We start from the raw sequence: 15,561 nt of genomic DNA, 5'->3' as shown, positions 1-15,561 counted from the left end.
ATGGCACTGTGGCCGGCCTGATCAAACGCGAAGACATCGACGAAGTACGCCAGCGCACGGACATCAAGGAAGTTGTCGACGGCTACGTGACCCTCAAGGGCGCGGGGCTGGGGTCCTTCAAGGGCCTGTGCCCGTTCCACGACGAGCGCTCGCCCTCGTTCACCGTCCGTCCGCAGGTGGGCAGGTACCACTGCTTCGGCTGCGGCGAGGACGGTGACGTCATCTCCTTCGTCCAGAAACTGGACCACATCTCCTTCCACGAGGCAGTGGAAAAGCTGGCGCACCGGATCGGCTTCGAGCTGCACTACGAGGACGGCGGCTCCGGCCCCAACCGCGAGGACATCGGCCGGCGCCAGCGGCTGTTGGACGCCCATAAGGTGGCCGACGAGTTCTTTCGCGCACAACTGCTGACCCCGGCGGCCGCCGAAGGCCGCAGCTTCCTGCACGGCCGAGGCTTCGACCGCGCGGCTGCCGAGGAATTCGGCGTCGGCTACGCCCCGCAGGGCTGGGACTCGCTGCTCAAGCATCTTCGGGGCCGCGGCTACACGGATCCTGAGCTGAAGCTGACGGGCATGTTTTCCGAAGGTGGCCGGGGGATCTACGACCGTTTCCGGGGCCGGCTGATCTGGCCCATCCGGGACATCGCCGGCGACACCATCGGTTTCGGCGCCCGCAAGCTCTACGAGGACGACCAGGGCCCCAAGTACCTCAACACCCCCGAGACCGCGCTGTACAAGAAGTCCCAGGTCCTCTACGGGATCGACCTCGCCAAGCGGAACATCGCCAAGGAGCGCCAGCTCGTGGTGGTGGAAGGCTACACCGACGTCATGGCCTGCCATCTGGCCGGAATCACGACCGCCGTGGCGACCTGCGGCACGGCGTTCGGCACCGAGCACATCAAGATCGCCCGCCGGCTGCTGTCCGACGACGGCAGCGGGGGAGAGGTCATCTTCACGTTCGACGGCGACGCCGCCGGCCAGAAGGCGGCGCTGCGCGCCTTCGAAGAGGACCAGCGCTTCGTGGCGCAGACCTATGTTGCCGTGGAACCGGGCGGCGCCGATCCCTGCGAGCTGCGCCAGTCCAAGGGCGACTCCGCCGTCCGGGACCTGATCAGCACCCGCCGGCCGCTATTCGAATTCGCCATTCGGGCCGCCCTCAAGCGGCACAACCTGGACACGGTCGAAGGCCGGATCGCGGCACTGCGTGAGTCCGCCCCCGTGGTGGCGCAGATCCGCGACGCCGGCATCCGCCCGGCCTACGCCCGCGAACTGGCCGGCTGGCTGGGCATGCCGGTCGAAGAGGTCAGCCGGGCCGTCGGGGCTGCCGCCAAGCGTGCCGCCCCGGGGCCGTCCAGCGGGCAGGGATACGGCCAGGGCGGGCAGGGACGCGGCTACGCTCCGGGGGCGGGCGCGGGGCCGGCCGCGGGAACCGCACCGGGAGTGGCACCCTTGCCGCCGTCGGCCGCTCTTCCGTCCTTCAACCGGCCAGACCCCCGCGACCCGGTCGCGGCCATGGAGCGTCAGGCGCTGGAGGTTGCCCTGCAGGAGCCCGGGATGCTCGAAGGCGAGACCTGGCTGCGCTTCTCCGAGGCCCGTTTCTCGACGCCGGCGTACCTTGCCATCCACGAGGCCATCCGGGCCACCGGCCTGGGCTTCGCCGGGGACCCCGTGCGCTGGGTGGAACAGCTGCTGCAGGAAGTTCCCGAGCCGCTCAGGCCGCTCGTGTCCGAACTCGCCGTCGTGCCCCTGCCTGCCAGCACTGCCGAGGGCGTGCTGCGCTACTGCAAGGACATCCTCGCGCGGTTGTTCGAGCTGCAGATCACCCGGGTCAAGGCCGACAAGATGGGCCAGCTGCAGCGGCTCGACGCTTCGGCCGATCCTGAGGAGTTCCAGCGGCTGAACCGCGAGCTCATGCAGCTTGAGATGCAGCGGCGGTCGCTGCGGTCGGACGCCTGAAGCGCCGATTTCGTTTCCCGGCACTGTGTTTGCTAGGCTAATACCCGCTTCATTCCTCCTTAGCTCAATTGGCAGAGCATTCGACTGTTAATCGAAGGGTTGCTGGTTCAAGTCCAGCAGGAGGAGCGCGCAGTCCCCGTTCCGGGTCACCGGAACGGGGAATTTTTTATACCAGCAGGGGTACTCGGCGGGTTCTGCCCGGAGGGCGCGCGGCCGATTTCCAAAGCGGGGAAACCTTTGCTAATGTCATACCTGCTTCATTCCTCCTTAGCTCAATTGGCAGAGCATTCGACTGTTAATCGAAGGGTTGCTGGTTCAAGTCCAGCAGGAGGAGCGGACAGGTCCCGCGGCCGGTGAACAACCGGCTGCGGGACCTTTTTTTGTCGTGTTTTGTGTAGTGGGACTGTGGCGTTGTGGCGTCCCAGGCCTATGGCCCTCCGGGCCTGGCCGTGCCTCAGACGAAGTACATCTCCACTTGGAGGAAACGCTCGGCCTCGGCCACGGCGGCCTGGAAAGCCTCCTCCTCGGTGGGGGACTTCCGGGGCTCGCGGGGGTGCCACTCATGCGGCGCCGAATGCACCTGGGTAAAGCCGCCGCCCGGCGGGGCGTAGAAGATGCCGAACCGCTGCACAGGCCATTCGGGGGAGGTCTCGGGGGCCACCAGGAGGGCGGAGTCGTACGCCGCGTTGTACCACTGGGCGATCGGGCGCCGCCGGTCCTCGGTGAACAGGCCCGCCGCGTACATGGCTGCCGACTGCGTGCTGGTCTGGCTGCACAGCCGATCCCACCACAGAGGCAGGATCCCGGCGTCGCGTCGCTGCCACGTGGCCGGTAAGGGCGGAGGGTCCTGCCAGTCGGGCATAGAACAACTTTATCGCCCGCCGTGGACGTCGAACAGGGCATCAAGGTACAGGGCAGCGGGGAGGGCCTGGTCCAGTGCTCGGAGAGGCCACGGGACATGCTCCGCGCTGGGGTTGGCGCGTGGACATATTCCCGTTCTGCCCAGTCCCGGGCGCGAAGAATGGGCATGTCCTCCCGGGGGAGTGGTCCATTGCTCGGAGAGGCCACGGGACATGCTCCGCGCTGGGGTTGGCGCGTGGACATATTCCCGTTCTGCCCAGTCCCGGGCGCGAAGAATGGGCATGTCCTCCCCTGCACGGTCCTTGGGGGACTAGTGGATCGAGGGGACCGTGCGGGGCCTGACGACGAGCCAGAGGGCTGCGGCGGCCATCAGGATGCAGACAGCCTGGACGGCGCCCATTGGTGTCGGCGACCGGACGCCGAGCCACCCCACCACCGGCGAGATAAGGCCTGCCATCATGAAGGTCGCGGCGCCGAGCAGGGAGGCCGCGGTTCCGGCCTGGGCGCCGTGCTTGGCCAGGGCGAGGACCTGGACGGTCGGGAACGTGAACCCGGTGCCGAGGATGTAGAACCACAGCGGCACCATGACACCCCACAGCCCGAAGCCCAGCCGGTCGAAAACGACAATCAGGACAGCCATCAGGAACATCCAGGCCGTGGAACAGGCCAGGATCCACTGCGGCGGGACGCGCCTGATGAGCCTGGCGCTGGTCTGGACGCCCGCGACGATGCCCAGCGAGTTGACGCCGAAGAGCAGGCCGTACTGCTGCGGCGTGAAACCGTAGACGTTCTGGAACAGGAATGGCGAAGCGGAGAGATAGGTGAACAGTCCGGCGAAGTTCATGCCGCCCACCAGCAGCAGGCCGACGAAGATCCGGTCCGCGAAAAGAACCCTGTACCGCTGGCGGGCTGTCAGCCCGGTCTTTCCCCGCAGCTCCGGGGGCAGCGTCTCCCGCACCACGAACAACGCCGCGATAATGACGCACGTCCCGTAGCCGGCCAGGAAGAAGAAGATGCCCGGCCACGGCATCAGCAGGAGTAGCTGGGAACCGATGACCGGGGCGAGTATCGGGGCCAGTCCGTTTACGAGGGCCATCCGGGAAAACATCCGCACCATGGCGTAGCCGCTGAACAGGTCCCGGACCATGGCCATGGCGACGACGCCGCCTCCTGCTGCGCCAATGCCCATCAGGACCCGGAAGAAGCCCAGCGCGGCGATGTCCGTGGACAGGGCGGCGCCCAGCGACGCCGTGATGTGCACCGCCGTCGCCAGGATCAGCGGCAGCCGCCGGCCGAACTTGTCGCTCAGCGGCCCCACCACGAGCTGGCCCAGGGCGAAGCCCACCGTGGTTCCGGTCAGCGTCAGCTGCACTGCGGCCTCGGAGATGCCCAGGCTTGCTTCCAGGGCGGGGAACGCCGGCAGGTAGAGGTCGACCGTGAACGGTCCAAGTGCGGTCAGGGCCCCGAGCATCAGAATGTAAAGGAGCTTGCGGCGGCGGCTCAGGGAGTCCCCTGGATTGGTGGGTGTGTTCACAGAGGTCAATCCTAGGCCCGGGGACGGCCGCGGCCGGGCCGTTGCGTGGGCGCGCCACACCTTGGCGCCAAGGCCCTGCCAGGAGCCTGAATGATAGTTTTGACACCGGAGTCTGTGCGAAGCTGTGCAGACTCGGCAAACCCGCGCGAGCGGAACGGCAGATGGAACCAGTTAGGCGGGACCGATGAGCGGACGTCACAGCGGCGGGACAAGCGGGGGGCTGCGCATTTCCGTGCTGCCCAAGACCCTCAGGCTGATCTCCAAGCTGGCGCCGCGGCAACTCAATGACGAGATTGCCCTGGCAAAAGTCGAAATCAAGCGCAAGGGCATCCAGCTTGGCATCGCCGCCGCCTTCTTCGCCGTCGCCCTGGCGTTCGTTGCCTTCCTGGTGATCGGACTCATCGTTGCCGCCATCATGGGTCTGGCCACGATTATGCCCGCCTGGCTCGCGGCTCTCCTGGTCTGCGCCGTCTTCCTGCTGATTGCCGTGATCGGCGCCCTGATCGGGCTTCGAAAGTTCAAGAAGGCGATGCCGCTCGTCCCGGAAGAGACGCTCCGCGGCCTCAAACACGATCTCGGCATCGCCAAGGAAGGATCCGCCTTCGACCCCGCGGTCCTGGATCCGTCCTCCGAGCAGGCGAAGGCCGCGAAGGCCGCCAAGGCCGAGGCCGCCGCCAAGGCGAAGGCCGACAAGGAAGCCAAGAAGGCGGCCGAGCCCGACTTCGGCCCGCCGCCCACGGAATCCGAACTGCGACGCCGGCTGGTCCAGCGGCGCACCCATCTCACCGAGGTGCGGGACGACCTCGGCCAGGAGCTCGACGTCAAGACGCAGGCCCAGGCCCTGCTGGCCGCCACCCAGGTCCGGCTGCAGGAGGGCAAGGAACAGCTCGGCGGCAAGGTCGCGGGCTTCCGGTCCTCGGCCCGGAGCTCCGCGAAGACGGCCCCTGGTACCTCGGCGGCGCAGGGCCTGGCGGGACGGCTCAGCCAACGCTGGAAGCCGCTTGCAGCCCTCACCGCCTCCACGGCCGCCCTGGTGTTCCTGCTGCGCAAACTGCTCAAGGGCTAGGCGGCACCCTGAATTCCGACGCGAATACGTTGCCGGCCACGGAAAGGCGGAATGGATGAAGTTCATCGGCGCTGGTTCCCGGCCTGGGCAACCCCAGATCCACCAGGACGCGGTCTTCACCATCCCCAACCTGCTGACCGTGGTGCGGTTCCTCGGCGTCCCCCTCTTCATCTGGCTCGTGCTCGGCCGCCACGAATACGGCTACGGCGCCCTCGTCCTGGCCATCATGGGCAGCACCGACTGGGTGGACGGCTACATCGCCCGCCGCTTCAACCAGATGTCCAATCTCGGCCGGATCATGGATCCCATTGCGGACCGCCTTGCGCTGATCGCCGTCGCCGTGACCCTTGTCATCGCCGGCGTCGTCGAGTGGTGGTACCTGACGGCCCTTCTCGTCCCGGACGCCATCCTGCTGTCAGTGTCGCTGTTCTATTTCCGCAGCCACCCGGACCTGCCCGTGAGCCGGACCGGCAAGATCCGGACAGCGCTGCTGCTGGTCGGAACGCCGCTGCTGGTGCTCTCGAAACTGCCCATCCCGGCCACTGCTGTCTACTCGGTGGTCGCCTGGATCTTCCTGGGCCTGGGCCTCTTGGGGCACTGGATCGCGGCCTACAACTACTTCTGGGCCATCATCCGTAAAGGCAAAAGACTTAAAGTCGACAACGTCGACGACGGCGGCCTCCGCTGATGGTCTGGCTGGCGGTAATGCTGGCGGTACTTGGCGCCTTTTTCCTGGCCTTCGGCGCCCAGCGCCAGGGCAGCGCGGTCAAAGCCGATACGGGCGGCCTGGCGCTCAGCACCCACGGGCTGCTGCGCCTGGTTCGGAACCCCCGCTGGGTCTTCGGGCTGCTGCTGCTGTGCGCCGGCACGGCGATGAACGCCGTCGCCCTTGTCTCGGCGCCGCTGACCGTGGTCCAGCCGATCGGGGCGATCGCCCTCGTCATCACCACGGTGGTCAACGCCAAGGACCAGGGCCTGAGCATCAACCGGGCGACGGTGGTGGCCATTTCAGCTTGCGTCACCGGTTCCGCGCTGTTCGTGGCGCTGGCGGTTACCGTGACGCAGGAGAACCACCACGTCAGCTACACCGACGAGCTGACCATCGTGCTGCTCCTGGCCCTGGCCGTGGGCATCTTCGGCACGCTCGCCGTGCTCTTCAACCACCGCATGAGCGCCTTCGTCTACATCCTGGGCGCTGGCGTCCTGTTCGGCTTCGTGGCCGTCCTGACCCGCATTATCGGCAGGCACCTGCTGGACTCGAACGGCCTCGGCCTGCTGAACGTCCAATGGTATTCCGTCGTCGCGATCGCGGCCGCGGGTGGACTCGGAGCATGGTTTGTCCAGAGCGCCTACTCGGGCGGCCCGCCGGACCTGGTGATCGCCGGATTGACCGTGATCGACCCGATCGTGGGCATAGCGATCGGCATTGCGATCCTCGGCGAACTGCGCCCCGATGTCCACGCCGTTATGGCGATTGCGATGGGGGCGGCCGCATCCCTTGCTATCGTGGGAGTGATAGCCCTCTCCAGGCACCACCCCGAGGTCACCAAGCGCAAGAAGGACGCGCGGAAGGCAGCGGGCCGGTCCTAGGGCGTCAGTACTTCAGCAGTAGGCCCGGCGCGCCTGCGCCGACGGCCAGCCGGCCACTTCAGACCCAGCTGCCCGCACCGTGACCACCAGGAGCCCTCCACGTGACCATGCCTGACAACCAGCATCCGCTGACCATCCTGATTGCCGCGGACACGTACCCGCCCCACGTCAACGGCGCCGCCCAATTCGGGTACCGCCTCGCCAAGGGGATGACCGGCCGGGGACACCGTGTGCATGTCCTGGCCTGCCGTCCGGGCAAGGGCCGCAGCTTCAGCGAGTTCAGTGACGAGGCCACGGTGCACCGCCTGCGCTCCCACTCCGTGCCGACACACGAATACTTCAGGATCACCTTTCCCTGGGAGATCAAGAAGGAAATCGGCCTGCTGTTCGACCGGATCCAGCCGGACGTGGTCCATATCCAGAGCCACTACATGATCGGCGAGCACGTCCTGTACGAGGCCGTGAAGCGGGGCATCCGGGTCGTGGCGACCAACCACTTCATGCCCGAGAACCTGAACCCCTTCCTGCCGTTCCCGCAGTGGTTCAAGGACATCGTGGGGCGTATTTCCTGGAAGGACATGGGCAAGGTCATGGGACAGGCCGACGTCGTGACCACGCCCACGCCGCTGGCGGCCAAGGCCATGCACCAGCATGCCTTCCTGCGCAAGGTCCTTCCCCTTTCCAACGGCATCGACGCGGTGGCCTACGAGTTGCAGCCCGGCGAAACGGTGGAACGCCATGCCAGCCCCACGGCGCTGTTCGTCGGTCGGCTGGCCGAGGAGAAGCACGTGGACGTGCTGATCGATGCCGTCGCCAAGACGCCCAGGGATCTGGACATCCATCTTGAGATCGTCGGCGGCGGGGAAGTGCGCCCGGCCCTCGAAGCCCAGGTTGCCCGGCTCGGCCTGCAGGACCGGGTCAAGTTCCTGGGCCTGGCCAGCGACGCCGAACTCCGCAGGGCGTACATCGCGGCAGACGTGTTCTGCATGCCTGGCACGGCCGAACTCCAGTCCCTCGTGACACTGGAGGCGATGTCCGCGTCCACGCCGGTGCTGCTGGCAGACGCGATGGCCCTGCCGCACCTGGTGCGCGACGGCGAGAACGGCTTCCTGTTCACTCCCAATGACAGCCACGACGTGGCTGCCAAGCTGGTCCGCGTGCTCACTCTTCCTGCCGGTGAGCTTGCGGCCATGGGAAAGACAAGCCGCGGCATGGTGGAGAACCACAGCATGGAGCGCACGCTCCAGACGTTCGAGGACATCTACCGCGGCGCCAGCTACGACGACCTGGTCGTCTAGCCTCGCCCTCCAGCCTGATCGTCCGGCCTCCTCGTCCGCCGTGCCGCGCGGCCGTGCGAGGGCGATTTGCAACGTGTGGGCGACTACTATTGTTAGAGTGTTTTTGCCCGGAAGCAGTCCGGCCCCGCGGGGTCGTTGCGGTTTCCCGGCGCAGGGGGCTATAGCTCAGCTGGTTAGAGCGCGGGACTCATAATCCTAAGGTCCTCGGTTCAAGTCCGAGTAGCCCTACATTTCTGCGGAAGACCCGGTCCGGGACCCGCACCCACGGGAGCCGGGCCGACGCTCGACGTCGGCCCGGCTCCTTCGTGCTTGCCGGCGTCTTCGTCCGCTTTCCTGCGTCCGCCGTGACCGCCGGCCGCCTCTCCTCCTTTCACTCTCCGTTGCTGATTTCCGGCTGGTCACTTGCGCTTTCACTTGCGGGGCGCCGCCGCACTGCGGTATGTTACTCGCGAGTAACATAGTGCCGGCGCGACGCCCGGGACCTTTGGTCGCTGCTGATCACAAGTGAAGGAACATCATGTCCAAAGCTGCAATCGACATTAACAACCTCCCCTACGCCGATGGCGACTTCTTCGCGTTCGAGCAGCTGCTCAGCGGCAAGGAGCAGGACCGGCTGGCGGAGGTCCGGGAGTTCCTGGCACGCGAGGTCAAGCCGATCGCCGTCGACTGCTGGAACCGCGGTGAGTTCCCGATGGAGCTGATCCCGAAGCTGGCCGAGATCGACCTGGTCAGCCCGGTCAAGAGGCAGGGATACACCAACCTCTTCGCCGGAATCCTGCACGCCGAAGCCACCCGCGCGGACACTTCCATCGCCACGTTCATGGGCGTCCACGACGGCCTCTTCACGGGCTCCATCGAGGCCCTCGCCTCGCAGGAACAGCAGGAGGCCTGGCTGCCGGACATCTACTCGCTCAAGAAGATCGGCGCCTTCGGCCTCACCGAGCCCCTCGGCGGCTCCGACGTTGCCGGCGGCACCCGCACCACCGCGCGGCGCGAGGGCGGAAACTGGATCCTCAACGGCGCCAAGCGCTGGATCGGCAACGCCACCTTCTCCGACTGGGTGGTCATCTACGCCCGGGACCTCGCCGACAACCAGGTCAAGGGCTTCCTCGTGGACACCAAGACCGAGGGCTACAGCGCCACGAAGATCGAGAACAAGATCTCCCTGCGCACCGTGCAGAACGCCGACATCACGCTCGACAATGTCGTGGTGCCGGACTTCTTCAAGCTCGCCAACGCCAACAGCTTCCGCGACACCAACAAGGTCCTCAAGGTCACCCGCCTCGCCGTCGCCTGGCAGGCGGTCGGCCAGCAACTGGCCGCGTTCGACGTCGCGCGCCGCTACGCCGTGGAGCGCAGCCAGTTCGGACGCCCCATCGCCTCCTTCCAGCTGGTCCAGCACCAGCTGGTACAGATTCTCGGAAACGCCGTCAGCTCCATGGGCATGATGGTCCGCCTGTCCCAGCTCGAAGACGCCGGCCGGGCCAAGGACGAGCAGTCCGCCCTGGCCAAGGCCTTCACGACGGCCCGCATGCGCGAGAGCGTGGCGCTGGGCCGCAGCATCCTCGGCGGCAACGGGATCGTGACGGACTTCGAAATGGCCAAGGTGTTTGCCGACGCGGAAGCCATCTACTCCTACGAAGGCACGCACGAGATCAACACCCTCGTCACCGGCCGGGCCATCACGGGCATCTCCGCCATCGTCTAGTCCTCCTGCAGCCCGGTCCAGCTGCAGGCAGGTTCCGGCCCTTCATCCTGATCCTCCCGATCCCGGCCCCTTATCCCGGTGCGGGGTCCTCGGGCGGAAGCAGGATGGAGGGGCGCAGGTCTGTCACGAACGCGAGCGGGTTGAGGTACTCCTCGCCGCGCCGCACGCCCCAGTGGACACAGGGGACCGTGCCGCAGTGTCCGGGCACCGACCGCCCCAGGACGCCGCCTTCCGCCACGGCCGCCCCCGGCGCCAGGCTGCTTTCCACGGGTTCGAAACTGCTCCTGAGGCCGTTGCCGTGATCGACGGTGATGACGGGCCGGTCCGCCACGACGCCGACGAAGCTGACGGTGCCGGACGCCGGCGAGGTGACCGGGGCGCCGTCGTACGCCGCCCGGAGGTCCACGCCCCGGTGGCCGCTCAGCCACGGCTTGGCCGGCGGGTCGAAGGCGCGCAACACCGCCGGTCTGGGATCCAGCGGCCAGCTCCAGGCTGCCGCCGGCGGGACAGCAGCCCCGGCAGTAATGGGGGAGAGTGCCAGGAGTATGGCCGCAAGGGATGCCGGAGTCTTCATGCGTCCAGCCTGCCGGGCACCCCGGAGCGGGCGGAAGCGCCCGTCCTGGCCATGTGGAAAAGCCGGCGGAAGCTGCCGGAAAGCAGGCGGAGAACCCCCGGCTGGGCCGCGGGACAGACCCCGGGATAAGTCCTCGAACAGACCCCCGGCGGCCGCCGGAAACGGTCCGTCGGGGGAGGGTCCCTGTAGTACACTTGGTGGAGCAGTTTGCTGTGCCCTCATGCTTGATCAAGCCGGCACGTCTCATTCAGAGGTGCGGGGGAGCAGCGGCTGACTACGCGTATCCAGCCCTCCTTGTCTGACTCGTCTGATGTCATATCTCTGATGTCATATCTTCCGGCGCGGAGGACTGCGCTCCTTGCGGTCCGGCCTTCACGGGTCCGGATAAGGAGCGCGGTGGATGCCAGGAGCAGCGCCCGCCTGGGTGTTGCTAACTAACCGTCAACTATTGGCAGGGTAAGACAGCCTCAGGGCTTTCTCATGAATGACCTGCCGGAAGGAGCGTCGGCATGCCCGTCGTAACTATGCGCCAGCTGCTTGACAGCGGCGTCCACTTTGGACACCAGACCCGCCGTTGGAACCCGAAGATGAAGCGTTTCATCTTCACGGAGCGCAACGGTATCTACATCATTGACCTGCAGCAGTCGCTGTCCTACATCGACCGCGCCTTCGAGTTCGTGAAGGCCACCGTTGCACACGGCGGCACCGTTCTCTTCGTCGGCACCAAGAAGCAGGCGCAGGAATCCATCGCCGAGCAGGCCACCCGCGTCGGCCAGCCGTACGTCAACCAGCGTTGGCTCGGCGGCATGCTGACCAACTTCCAGACGGTCTCCAAGCGCATCCAGCGCATGAAGGAACTCGAAGAGATCGACTTCGACGACGTCGCCGGTTCCGCGTACACCAAGAAGGAACTGCTGCTTCTTCGCCGCGAACTCACCAAGCTGGAAACCAACCTCGGTGGTATCCGCAACCTGACCAAGGCGCCCTCCGCGCTGTGGATCGTTGACACCAAGAAGGAACACCTTGCTGTCGACGAAGCCAAGAAGCTGAACATCCCGGTTGTGGCCATCCTGGACACCAACTGCGATCCGGACGAAGTCGACTTCCCGATCCCGGGCAACGACGACGCCATCCGCTCCGTCAACCTGCTGACCCGCGTTGTCGCCGATGCCGTTGCTGAGGGCCTCATCGCCCGCAACCAGCGTGCAACCGGCACCACGGAAGCCCCGGAAGAGCCGCTTGCCGAGTGGGAGCGCGAGCTCCTCGAAGGCAGCAAGACCGAAGAGGCTGCTGCCGCTGAGGCTGCTCCGGCTGCTGAAGAAGCACCCGCTGCTCCGGCTGCTGAAGAAGCACCCGCTGCTCCGGCTGCTGAAGAAGCACCCGCTGCCACTGCAGAGGAAGCCCCGGCTGCTAACGACGCCGCTGGCGAAGCCAAGTAGCCAGCCAAGTATCCAGCCAGCTCAGCTGACAAGTAAATCCGGATCTCCCCGCACGCTGTCCGCAGCGTAGGGGGTCCTGACAGGATGGCCGCTCACTGGGTGAGCAGCCGTCCTGTCGGTCCGTACACCCAATAAAATTTCTAGACAGAGGGGTTCACATGGCGAACTACACTGCCGCTGATATCAAGGCTTTGCGTGAGCGCACCGGCGCCGGCATGATGGATGTCAAGAAGGCTCTTGACGAAGCCAACGGTGACGCCGAGAAGGCCATCGAAATCATCCGCATCAAGGGCCTGAAGGGCGCTACCAAGCGCGAAGGCCGCTCCACCGCGGAAGGCCTGGTTGCTGCCAAGGTTGACGGCGGCGTCGGCGTGATGATCGAAGTCAACTGCGAGACCGACTTCGTCGCGAAGGCTGACAAGTTCATCCAGCTCGCCGACAAGGTCCTCGCCGTGGCCGTTGAGTCCGGCGCTGCCGATCTCGAGACCCTGCTGGCCACCGAGGTCGACGGCAAGCCGCTGTCCGAGGTCGTCGTCGAAGAGGGCGCTGTCCTGGGCGAAAAGGTTGTTGTCCGCCGCATCTCCCGCATCGAGGGCGCTACGGTCGACGCTTACCTGCACAAGACCTCCAAGGACCTCCCGGCACAGGTGGGCGTCCTGTTCGCTGTTGACGGCGAAGGCGAAGCAGCTGCCACCGCAGCCCACGACGTCGCCGTTCACGTCGCCGCGATGGCTCCGAACTACCTCACCCGTGAGGACGTTCCGGCCGAGCTCGTCGAGTCCGAGCGCCGCATCGCCGAGGAAACCGCCAAGGCCGAGGGCAAGCCCGAGGTAGCGATGACCAAAATTGTGGAAGGCCGTGTAACCGGCTTCTACAAGGGTGAAGTCCTCGTGGACCAGGCATTCGCCAAGGATGCCAAGAAGTCCGTCGCGCAGGTCCTCGAAGAGGCCGGCGTCAAGGCAACCGCCTTCACGCGTTTCCGCGTCGGTTCCTAGTCAGACACTATTCAGACACGCTCAGGGGGTGGTCACCACGGTGGCCACCCCTTTTGCATGCACCCGAGGCATGCTCCCCCGGGCCCTTGCGGGCCAGGGCGGAATGACGCCTTTGGCCCCCAGCACGATAACCTTTTTTCAGAGTTCACCAACGGGAAGGCACCCATGGAAACCGTCACCACTTCAGCCCAGCCAAAGAAGAGCAGGCGCCGCGTCCTCTTGAAGCTTTCCGGCGAGGTCTTCGGCGGCGGGAAACTGGGCGTTGACCCGGATACCGTCCGTGGCGTGGCCAAGCAGATCGCAGCCGCAGTGCCCGACGTCGAAGTTGCCATCGTCGTCGGGGGCGGCAACTTCTTCCGCGGCGCCGAACTGTCGCAGAGCGGCATGGACCGCTCCCGCGCCGACTACATGGGCATGCTCGGCACCGTGATGAACTGCCTGGCGCTCCAGGACTTCCTGGAACAGGCCGGCGTCGAAACGCGCGTGCAGAGCGCCATCACCATGGGCCAGGTCGCCGAGGCGTACATTCCGCGCCGCGCCATCCGCCACATGGAAAAGGGCCGCGTCGTCATCTTCGGCGCCGGGGCAGGCCTGCCGTACTTCTCCACGGACACCGTGGCGGCCCAGCGCGCCATGGAGGTCCACGCCGACGTCGTCCTGATGGCCAAGAGCGGAGTCGACGGCGTCTACACCGCAGACCCCAAGAAGGACCCCACGGCCGAGAAGCTCCATCACCTCAGCTACGACGACGCGCTCCGCCGCGACATCCGCGTGATGGACCAGACTGCCATGACCATGTGCAAGGACAACAACCTCACCATGGTTGTCTTCGGTATGGAGGGCGAGGGGAACGTCACCCGCGCCATTCTCGGCGAGGAGCTGGGCACCGTCGTCACCCCCTAGCAACGGCTAGGATGTTTTCAGGACGGTTCCGCCGCCGCGCGGAAGACGCGTGGACAACGCGTGGACACCACAGACGGAACCAAGACCGTGCAGCGCCCCGTCCGCCGGGGCGCACCAATTTTTGAGGAGAGACCGTGATCGAAGAAACCTTGCTCGAAGCCGGGGACAAGATGGACAAGGCGGTTGAGGTAGCCAAGGAAGACTTCGCCTCGATCCGTACGGGCCGCGCGACGCCGGGCCTGTACAACAAGGTCGTCGTCGAGTACTACGGCACGCCGACGCCGCTGCAGCAGCTGGCCTCCTTCGCGGTACCGGACGCCCGCACCATCCTCATCACCCCGTACGACAAGACGGCCCTGCGCGACATCGAACGCGCCCTGAGCGACTCCGAGGTGGGCGCCAACCCCTCCAACGACGGTAACATCATCCGGATCACCATCCCGGAGCTGACCAGCGAACGGCGCAAGGAATACGTCAAGATCGTCAAGTCCAAGGGCGAGGACGCGAAGGTCTCCATCCGCAACATCCGCCGCAAGGCCAAGGAAACCCTGGACAAGCTGGTCAAGGACGGCGATGCCGGCGAGGACGAGGGCTCCCGCGGAGAAAAGGAACTGGACGCCATCACGAAGGCGCACGTTGACGGGATTGACGAGCTGCTCAAGCGCAAGGAAGCCGAGCTGCTCGAGGTCTGATGGATCAGGCACAGGAGGCCCCCGGACCACGCGTCCGGGGGCGGGGGAAGCAGCGCAGGAACCCGACGCCCAAGGCCGGCAGGAACCTTCCCGCCGCCACCGTGGTGGGCCTTGGCATGCTCTTCTGCGTACTGGGCGGCCTGCTGTTCCTCCCGCTGGGCTTCGTCCTGGTGACCACCACCTTCGCTATCTTCGGCGTCTGGGAGATCTTCCGGGCGCTGGAGGCATCCGGCACCAGGCTGCCCATCATCCCGGTGATGACCGGCACCGTCGCGATGCCGCTTGCGGCCTATTTCGGCGGCCCTGAAAGCCTGCTCTTTGCCATGCTGCTCAGCAGCGTGGCGGTGCTGCTGTGGCGTTCCCTCGAGGGCGCCGCGGGCTCGGCGCGGAGCATCTTCGCCGGCGTCTTTACCATGGCCTGGGTGCCCTTCCTGATCAGCTTCGCCGTGTTGCCGCTCCACACCGCCGGAGGCGTGACGCCGATCGGCCTCTGGCCCGACGGCGTGGTGCCTCCGGGAGCCTGGCAGATCGTGACGCTCCTGCTGCTGGTGGTCTCCAACGACACCTTCGGCTACCTCGTGGGCGCCTCGCTGGGCAAGCATCCGATGGCTCCCAAGATCAGCCCCAAGAAGACCTGGGAAGGCTTCAGCGGTTCGATCGCCGGTGCCGTGGTCATCGGCGTGCTGGCGACCGTCTTCGTACTGGGCAAGCCCTGGTGGGTCGGCGTCGTGCTCGCCGTGGGCATGGTGGCCGCGGCCACCGCCGGGGACCTCGCCGAATCCATGGTGAAGCGCGAGCTGGGGATCAAGGACATGAGCAGCATCCTGCCCGGCCATGGGGGCGTGATGGACCGGCTGGACTCGATCGTGTTCGCCTCGCCGGTGGCCTTTATCCTCTTCTCGGCCGTCGCCGGGGCCTAGGCGCCTCCGGACCCGTACTTCCGGCC

14 protein-coding genes and 3 tRNA genes are annotated in these 15,561 nt (G+C 66.4%); 14 read left to right on the top strand and 3 right to left on the bottom strand.

Annotated elements, in window-relative coordinates:
- Positions 1-8 precede the first annotated feature (8 nt).
- From dnaG to ACQCSY_RS02925, 3 genes are all read left to right on the top strand, one after another.
- Complete coding sequence (gene dnaG / locus ACQCSY_RS02935) at positions 9-1,955, top strand: DNA primase (protein WP_427133040.1); 1,947 nt, start codon at positions 9-11, stop codon at positions 1,953-1,955.
- 53 nt (positions 1,956-2,008) lie between these two features.
- Positions 2,009-2,081, top strand: a tRNA-Asn gene (locus tag ACQCSY_RS02930).
- A gap of 135 nt (positions 2,082-2,216) precedes the next feature.
- Positions 2,217-2,289: transfer RNA gene (locus ACQCSY_RS02925), tRNA-Asn, on the top strand.
- A gap of 120 nt (positions 2,290-2,409) precedes the next feature.
- Here ACQCSY_RS02925 and ACQCSY_RS02920 read toward each other — a convergent pair.
- Both ACQCSY_RS02920 and ACQCSY_RS02915 read right to left on the bottom strand, forming a co-directional pair.
- Positions 2,410-2,817 (bottom strand): hypothetical protein, encoded by a 408-nt coding sequence (locus ACQCSY_RS02920; RefSeq protein ID WP_427133039.1) that lies wholly within the window; start codon positions 2,815-2,817, stop codon positions 2,410-2,412.
- A gap of 309 nt (positions 2,818-3,126) precedes the next feature.
- Positions 3,127-4,350, bottom strand: coding sequence for a multidrug effflux MFS transporter (locus tag ACQCSY_RS02915; protein ID WP_427133037.1), 1,224 nt, complete (start codon positions 4,348-4,350; stop codon positions 3,127-3,129).
- A 184-nt stretch (positions 4,351-4,534) separates the two neighbouring features.
- Between ACQCSY_RS02915 and ACQCSY_RS02910 the strand changes: the two genes are divergently transcribed.
- The 6 genes from ACQCSY_RS02910 (at position 4,535) to ACQCSY_RS02885 (ending at position 10,012) form a co-directional block, all read left to right on the top strand.
- Positions 4,535-5,416, top strand: coding sequence for a phage holin family protein (locus tag ACQCSY_RS02910; RefSeq protein ID WP_427133036.1), 882 nt, complete (start codon positions 4,535-4,537; stop codon positions 5,414-5,416).
- Positions 5,417-5,471: 55 nt separating this feature from the next.
- Positions 5,472-6,104, top strand: a complete 633-nt coding sequence (locus tag ACQCSY_RS02905; RefSeq protein ID WP_427133035.1) for a CDP-alcohol phosphatidyltransferase family protein — start codon at positions 5,472-5,474, stop codon at positions 6,102-6,104.
- Positions 6,104-7,006 (top strand): DMT family transporter, encoded by a 903-nt coding sequence (locus ACQCSY_RS02900; RefSeq protein WP_427133033.1) that lies wholly within the window; start codon positions 6,104-6,106, stop codon positions 7,004-7,006. Before ACQCSY_RS02905 ends, ACQCSY_RS02900 begins: the two co-directional genes overlap by 1 nt.
- A 101-nt stretch (positions 7,007-7,107) precedes the next feature.
- On the top strand, positions 7,108-8,304 hold the full coding sequence (locus ACQCSY_RS02895) for a glycosyltransferase (protein ID WP_427133031.1): 1,197 nt from the start codon (positions 7,108-7,110) through the stop codon (positions 8,302-8,304).
- Between the two features lie 154 nt (positions 8,305-8,458).
- Positions 8,459-8,532: transfer RNA gene (locus ACQCSY_RS02890), tRNA-Ile, on the top strand.
- 289 nt (positions 8,533-8,821) lie between these two features.
- Complete coding sequence (locus ACQCSY_RS02885) at positions 8,822-10,012, top strand: acyl-CoA dehydrogenase family protein (RefSeq protein ID WP_427133029.1); 1,191 nt, start codon at positions 8,822-8,824, stop codon at positions 10,010-10,012.
- Positions 10,013-10,082: 70 nt separating this feature from the next.
- Here the strand turns inward: ACQCSY_RS02885 and ACQCSY_RS02880 are convergent, their stop codons facing one another.
- A complete protein-coding gene (locus ACQCSY_RS02880; protein WP_427133028.1) occupies positions 10,083-10,586 on the bottom strand; it encodes a M23 family metallopeptidase in 504 nt (167 codons plus the stop codon).
- 509 nt (positions 10,587-11,095) lie between these two features.
- Between ACQCSY_RS02880 and rpsB the strand changes: the two genes are divergently transcribed.
- The 5 genes from rpsB to ACQCSY_RS02855 all read left to right on the top strand — a co-directional run bounded on the left by rpsB (position 11,096) and on the right by ACQCSY_RS02855 (position 15,535).
- The gene (rpsB, locus tag ACQCSY_RS02875) at positions 11,096-12,025 is read left to right on the top strand and encodes a 30S ribosomal protein S2 (protein WP_427133026.1); all 930 of its coding nucleotides are present in this window, start codon (positions 11,096-11,098) and stop codon (positions 12,023-12,025) included.
- Between the two features lie 158 nt (positions 12,026-12,183).
- Positions 12,184-13,020, top strand: a complete 837-nt coding sequence (gene tsf, locus ACQCSY_RS02870; protein ID WP_427133024.1) for a translation elongation factor Ts — start codon at positions 12,184-12,186, stop codon at positions 13,018-13,020.
- A gap of 165 nt (positions 13,021-13,185) precedes the next feature.
- Complete coding sequence (gene pyrH / locus ACQCSY_RS02865) at positions 13,186-13,923, top strand: UMP kinase (protein WP_427133023.1); 738 nt, start codon at positions 13,186-13,188, stop codon at positions 13,921-13,923.
- A 134-nt stretch (positions 13,924-14,057) separates the two neighbouring features.
- A complete protein-coding gene (gene frr, locus ACQCSY_RS02860) occupies positions 14,058-14,615 on the top strand; it encodes a ribosome recycling factor (protein WP_427133021.1) in 558 nt (185 codons plus the stop codon).
- Positions 14,615-15,535, top strand: coding sequence for a phosphatidate cytidylyltransferase (locus ACQCSY_RS02855; protein ID WP_427133019.1), 921 nt, complete (start codon positions 14,615-14,617; stop codon positions 15,533-15,535). The genes frr and ACQCSY_RS02855 overlap by 1 nt, the downstream gene beginning before the upstream one ends.
- The last annotated feature ends 26 nt before the right edge of the window (positions 15,536-15,561 follow it).

The organism is Pseudarthrobacter sp. S9 (genome assembly GCF_050156545.1).
Lineage (GTDB): Bacteria > Actinomycetota > Actinomycetes > Actinomycetales > Micrococcaceae > Arthrobacter.
This window is presented reverse-complemented; position numbering and strand designations above follow the sequence as displayed.

What these genes read in the sequence shown, in the direction of transcription:
- ACQCSY_RS02905 (WP_427133035.1), top strand. Translation starts at nt 5,472, where the DNA reads ATGAAGTTCATCGGCGCTGGTTCCCGGCCTGGGCAACCCCAGATCCAC.
- pyrH (WP_427133023.1), top strand. Translation starts at nt 13,186, where the DNA reads ATGGAAACCGTCACCACTTCAGCCCAGCCAAAGAAGAGCAGGCGCCGC.
- ACQCSY_RS02900 (WP_427133033.1), top strand. Translation starts at nt 6,104, where the DNA reads ATGGTCTGGCTGGCGGTAATGCTGGCGGTACTTGGCGCCTTTTTCCTG.
- rpsB (WP_427133026.1), top strand. Translation starts at nt 11,096, where the DNA reads ATGCCCGTCGTAACTATGCGCCAGCTGCTTGACAGCGGCGTCCACTTT.
- tsf (WP_427133024.1), top strand. Translation starts at nt 12,184, where the DNA reads ATGGCGAACTACACTGCCGCTGATATCAAGGCTTTGCGTGAGCGCACC.
- ACQCSY_RS02910 (WP_427133036.1), top strand. Translation starts at nt 4,535, where the DNA reads ATGAGCGGACGTCACAGCGGCGGGACAAGCGGGGGGCTGCGCATTTCC.
- ACQCSY_RS02880 (WP_427133028.1), bottom strand. Translation starts at nt 10,586, where the DNA reads ATGAAGACTCCGGCATCCCTTGCGGCCATACTCCTGGCACTCTCCCCC.
- ACQCSY_RS02920 (WP_427133039.1), bottom strand. Translation starts at nt 2,817, where the DNA reads ATGCCCGACTGGCAGGACCCTCCGCCCTTACCGGCCACGTGGCAGCGA.
- ACQCSY_RS02855 (WP_427133019.1), top strand. Translation starts at nt 14,615, where the DNA reads ATGGATCAGGCACAGGAGGCCCCCGGACCACGCGTCCGGGGGCGGGGG.
- ACQCSY_RS02885 (WP_427133029.1), top strand. Translation starts at nt 8,822, where the DNA reads ATGTCCAAAGCTGCAATCGACATTAACAACCTCCCCTACGCCGATGGC.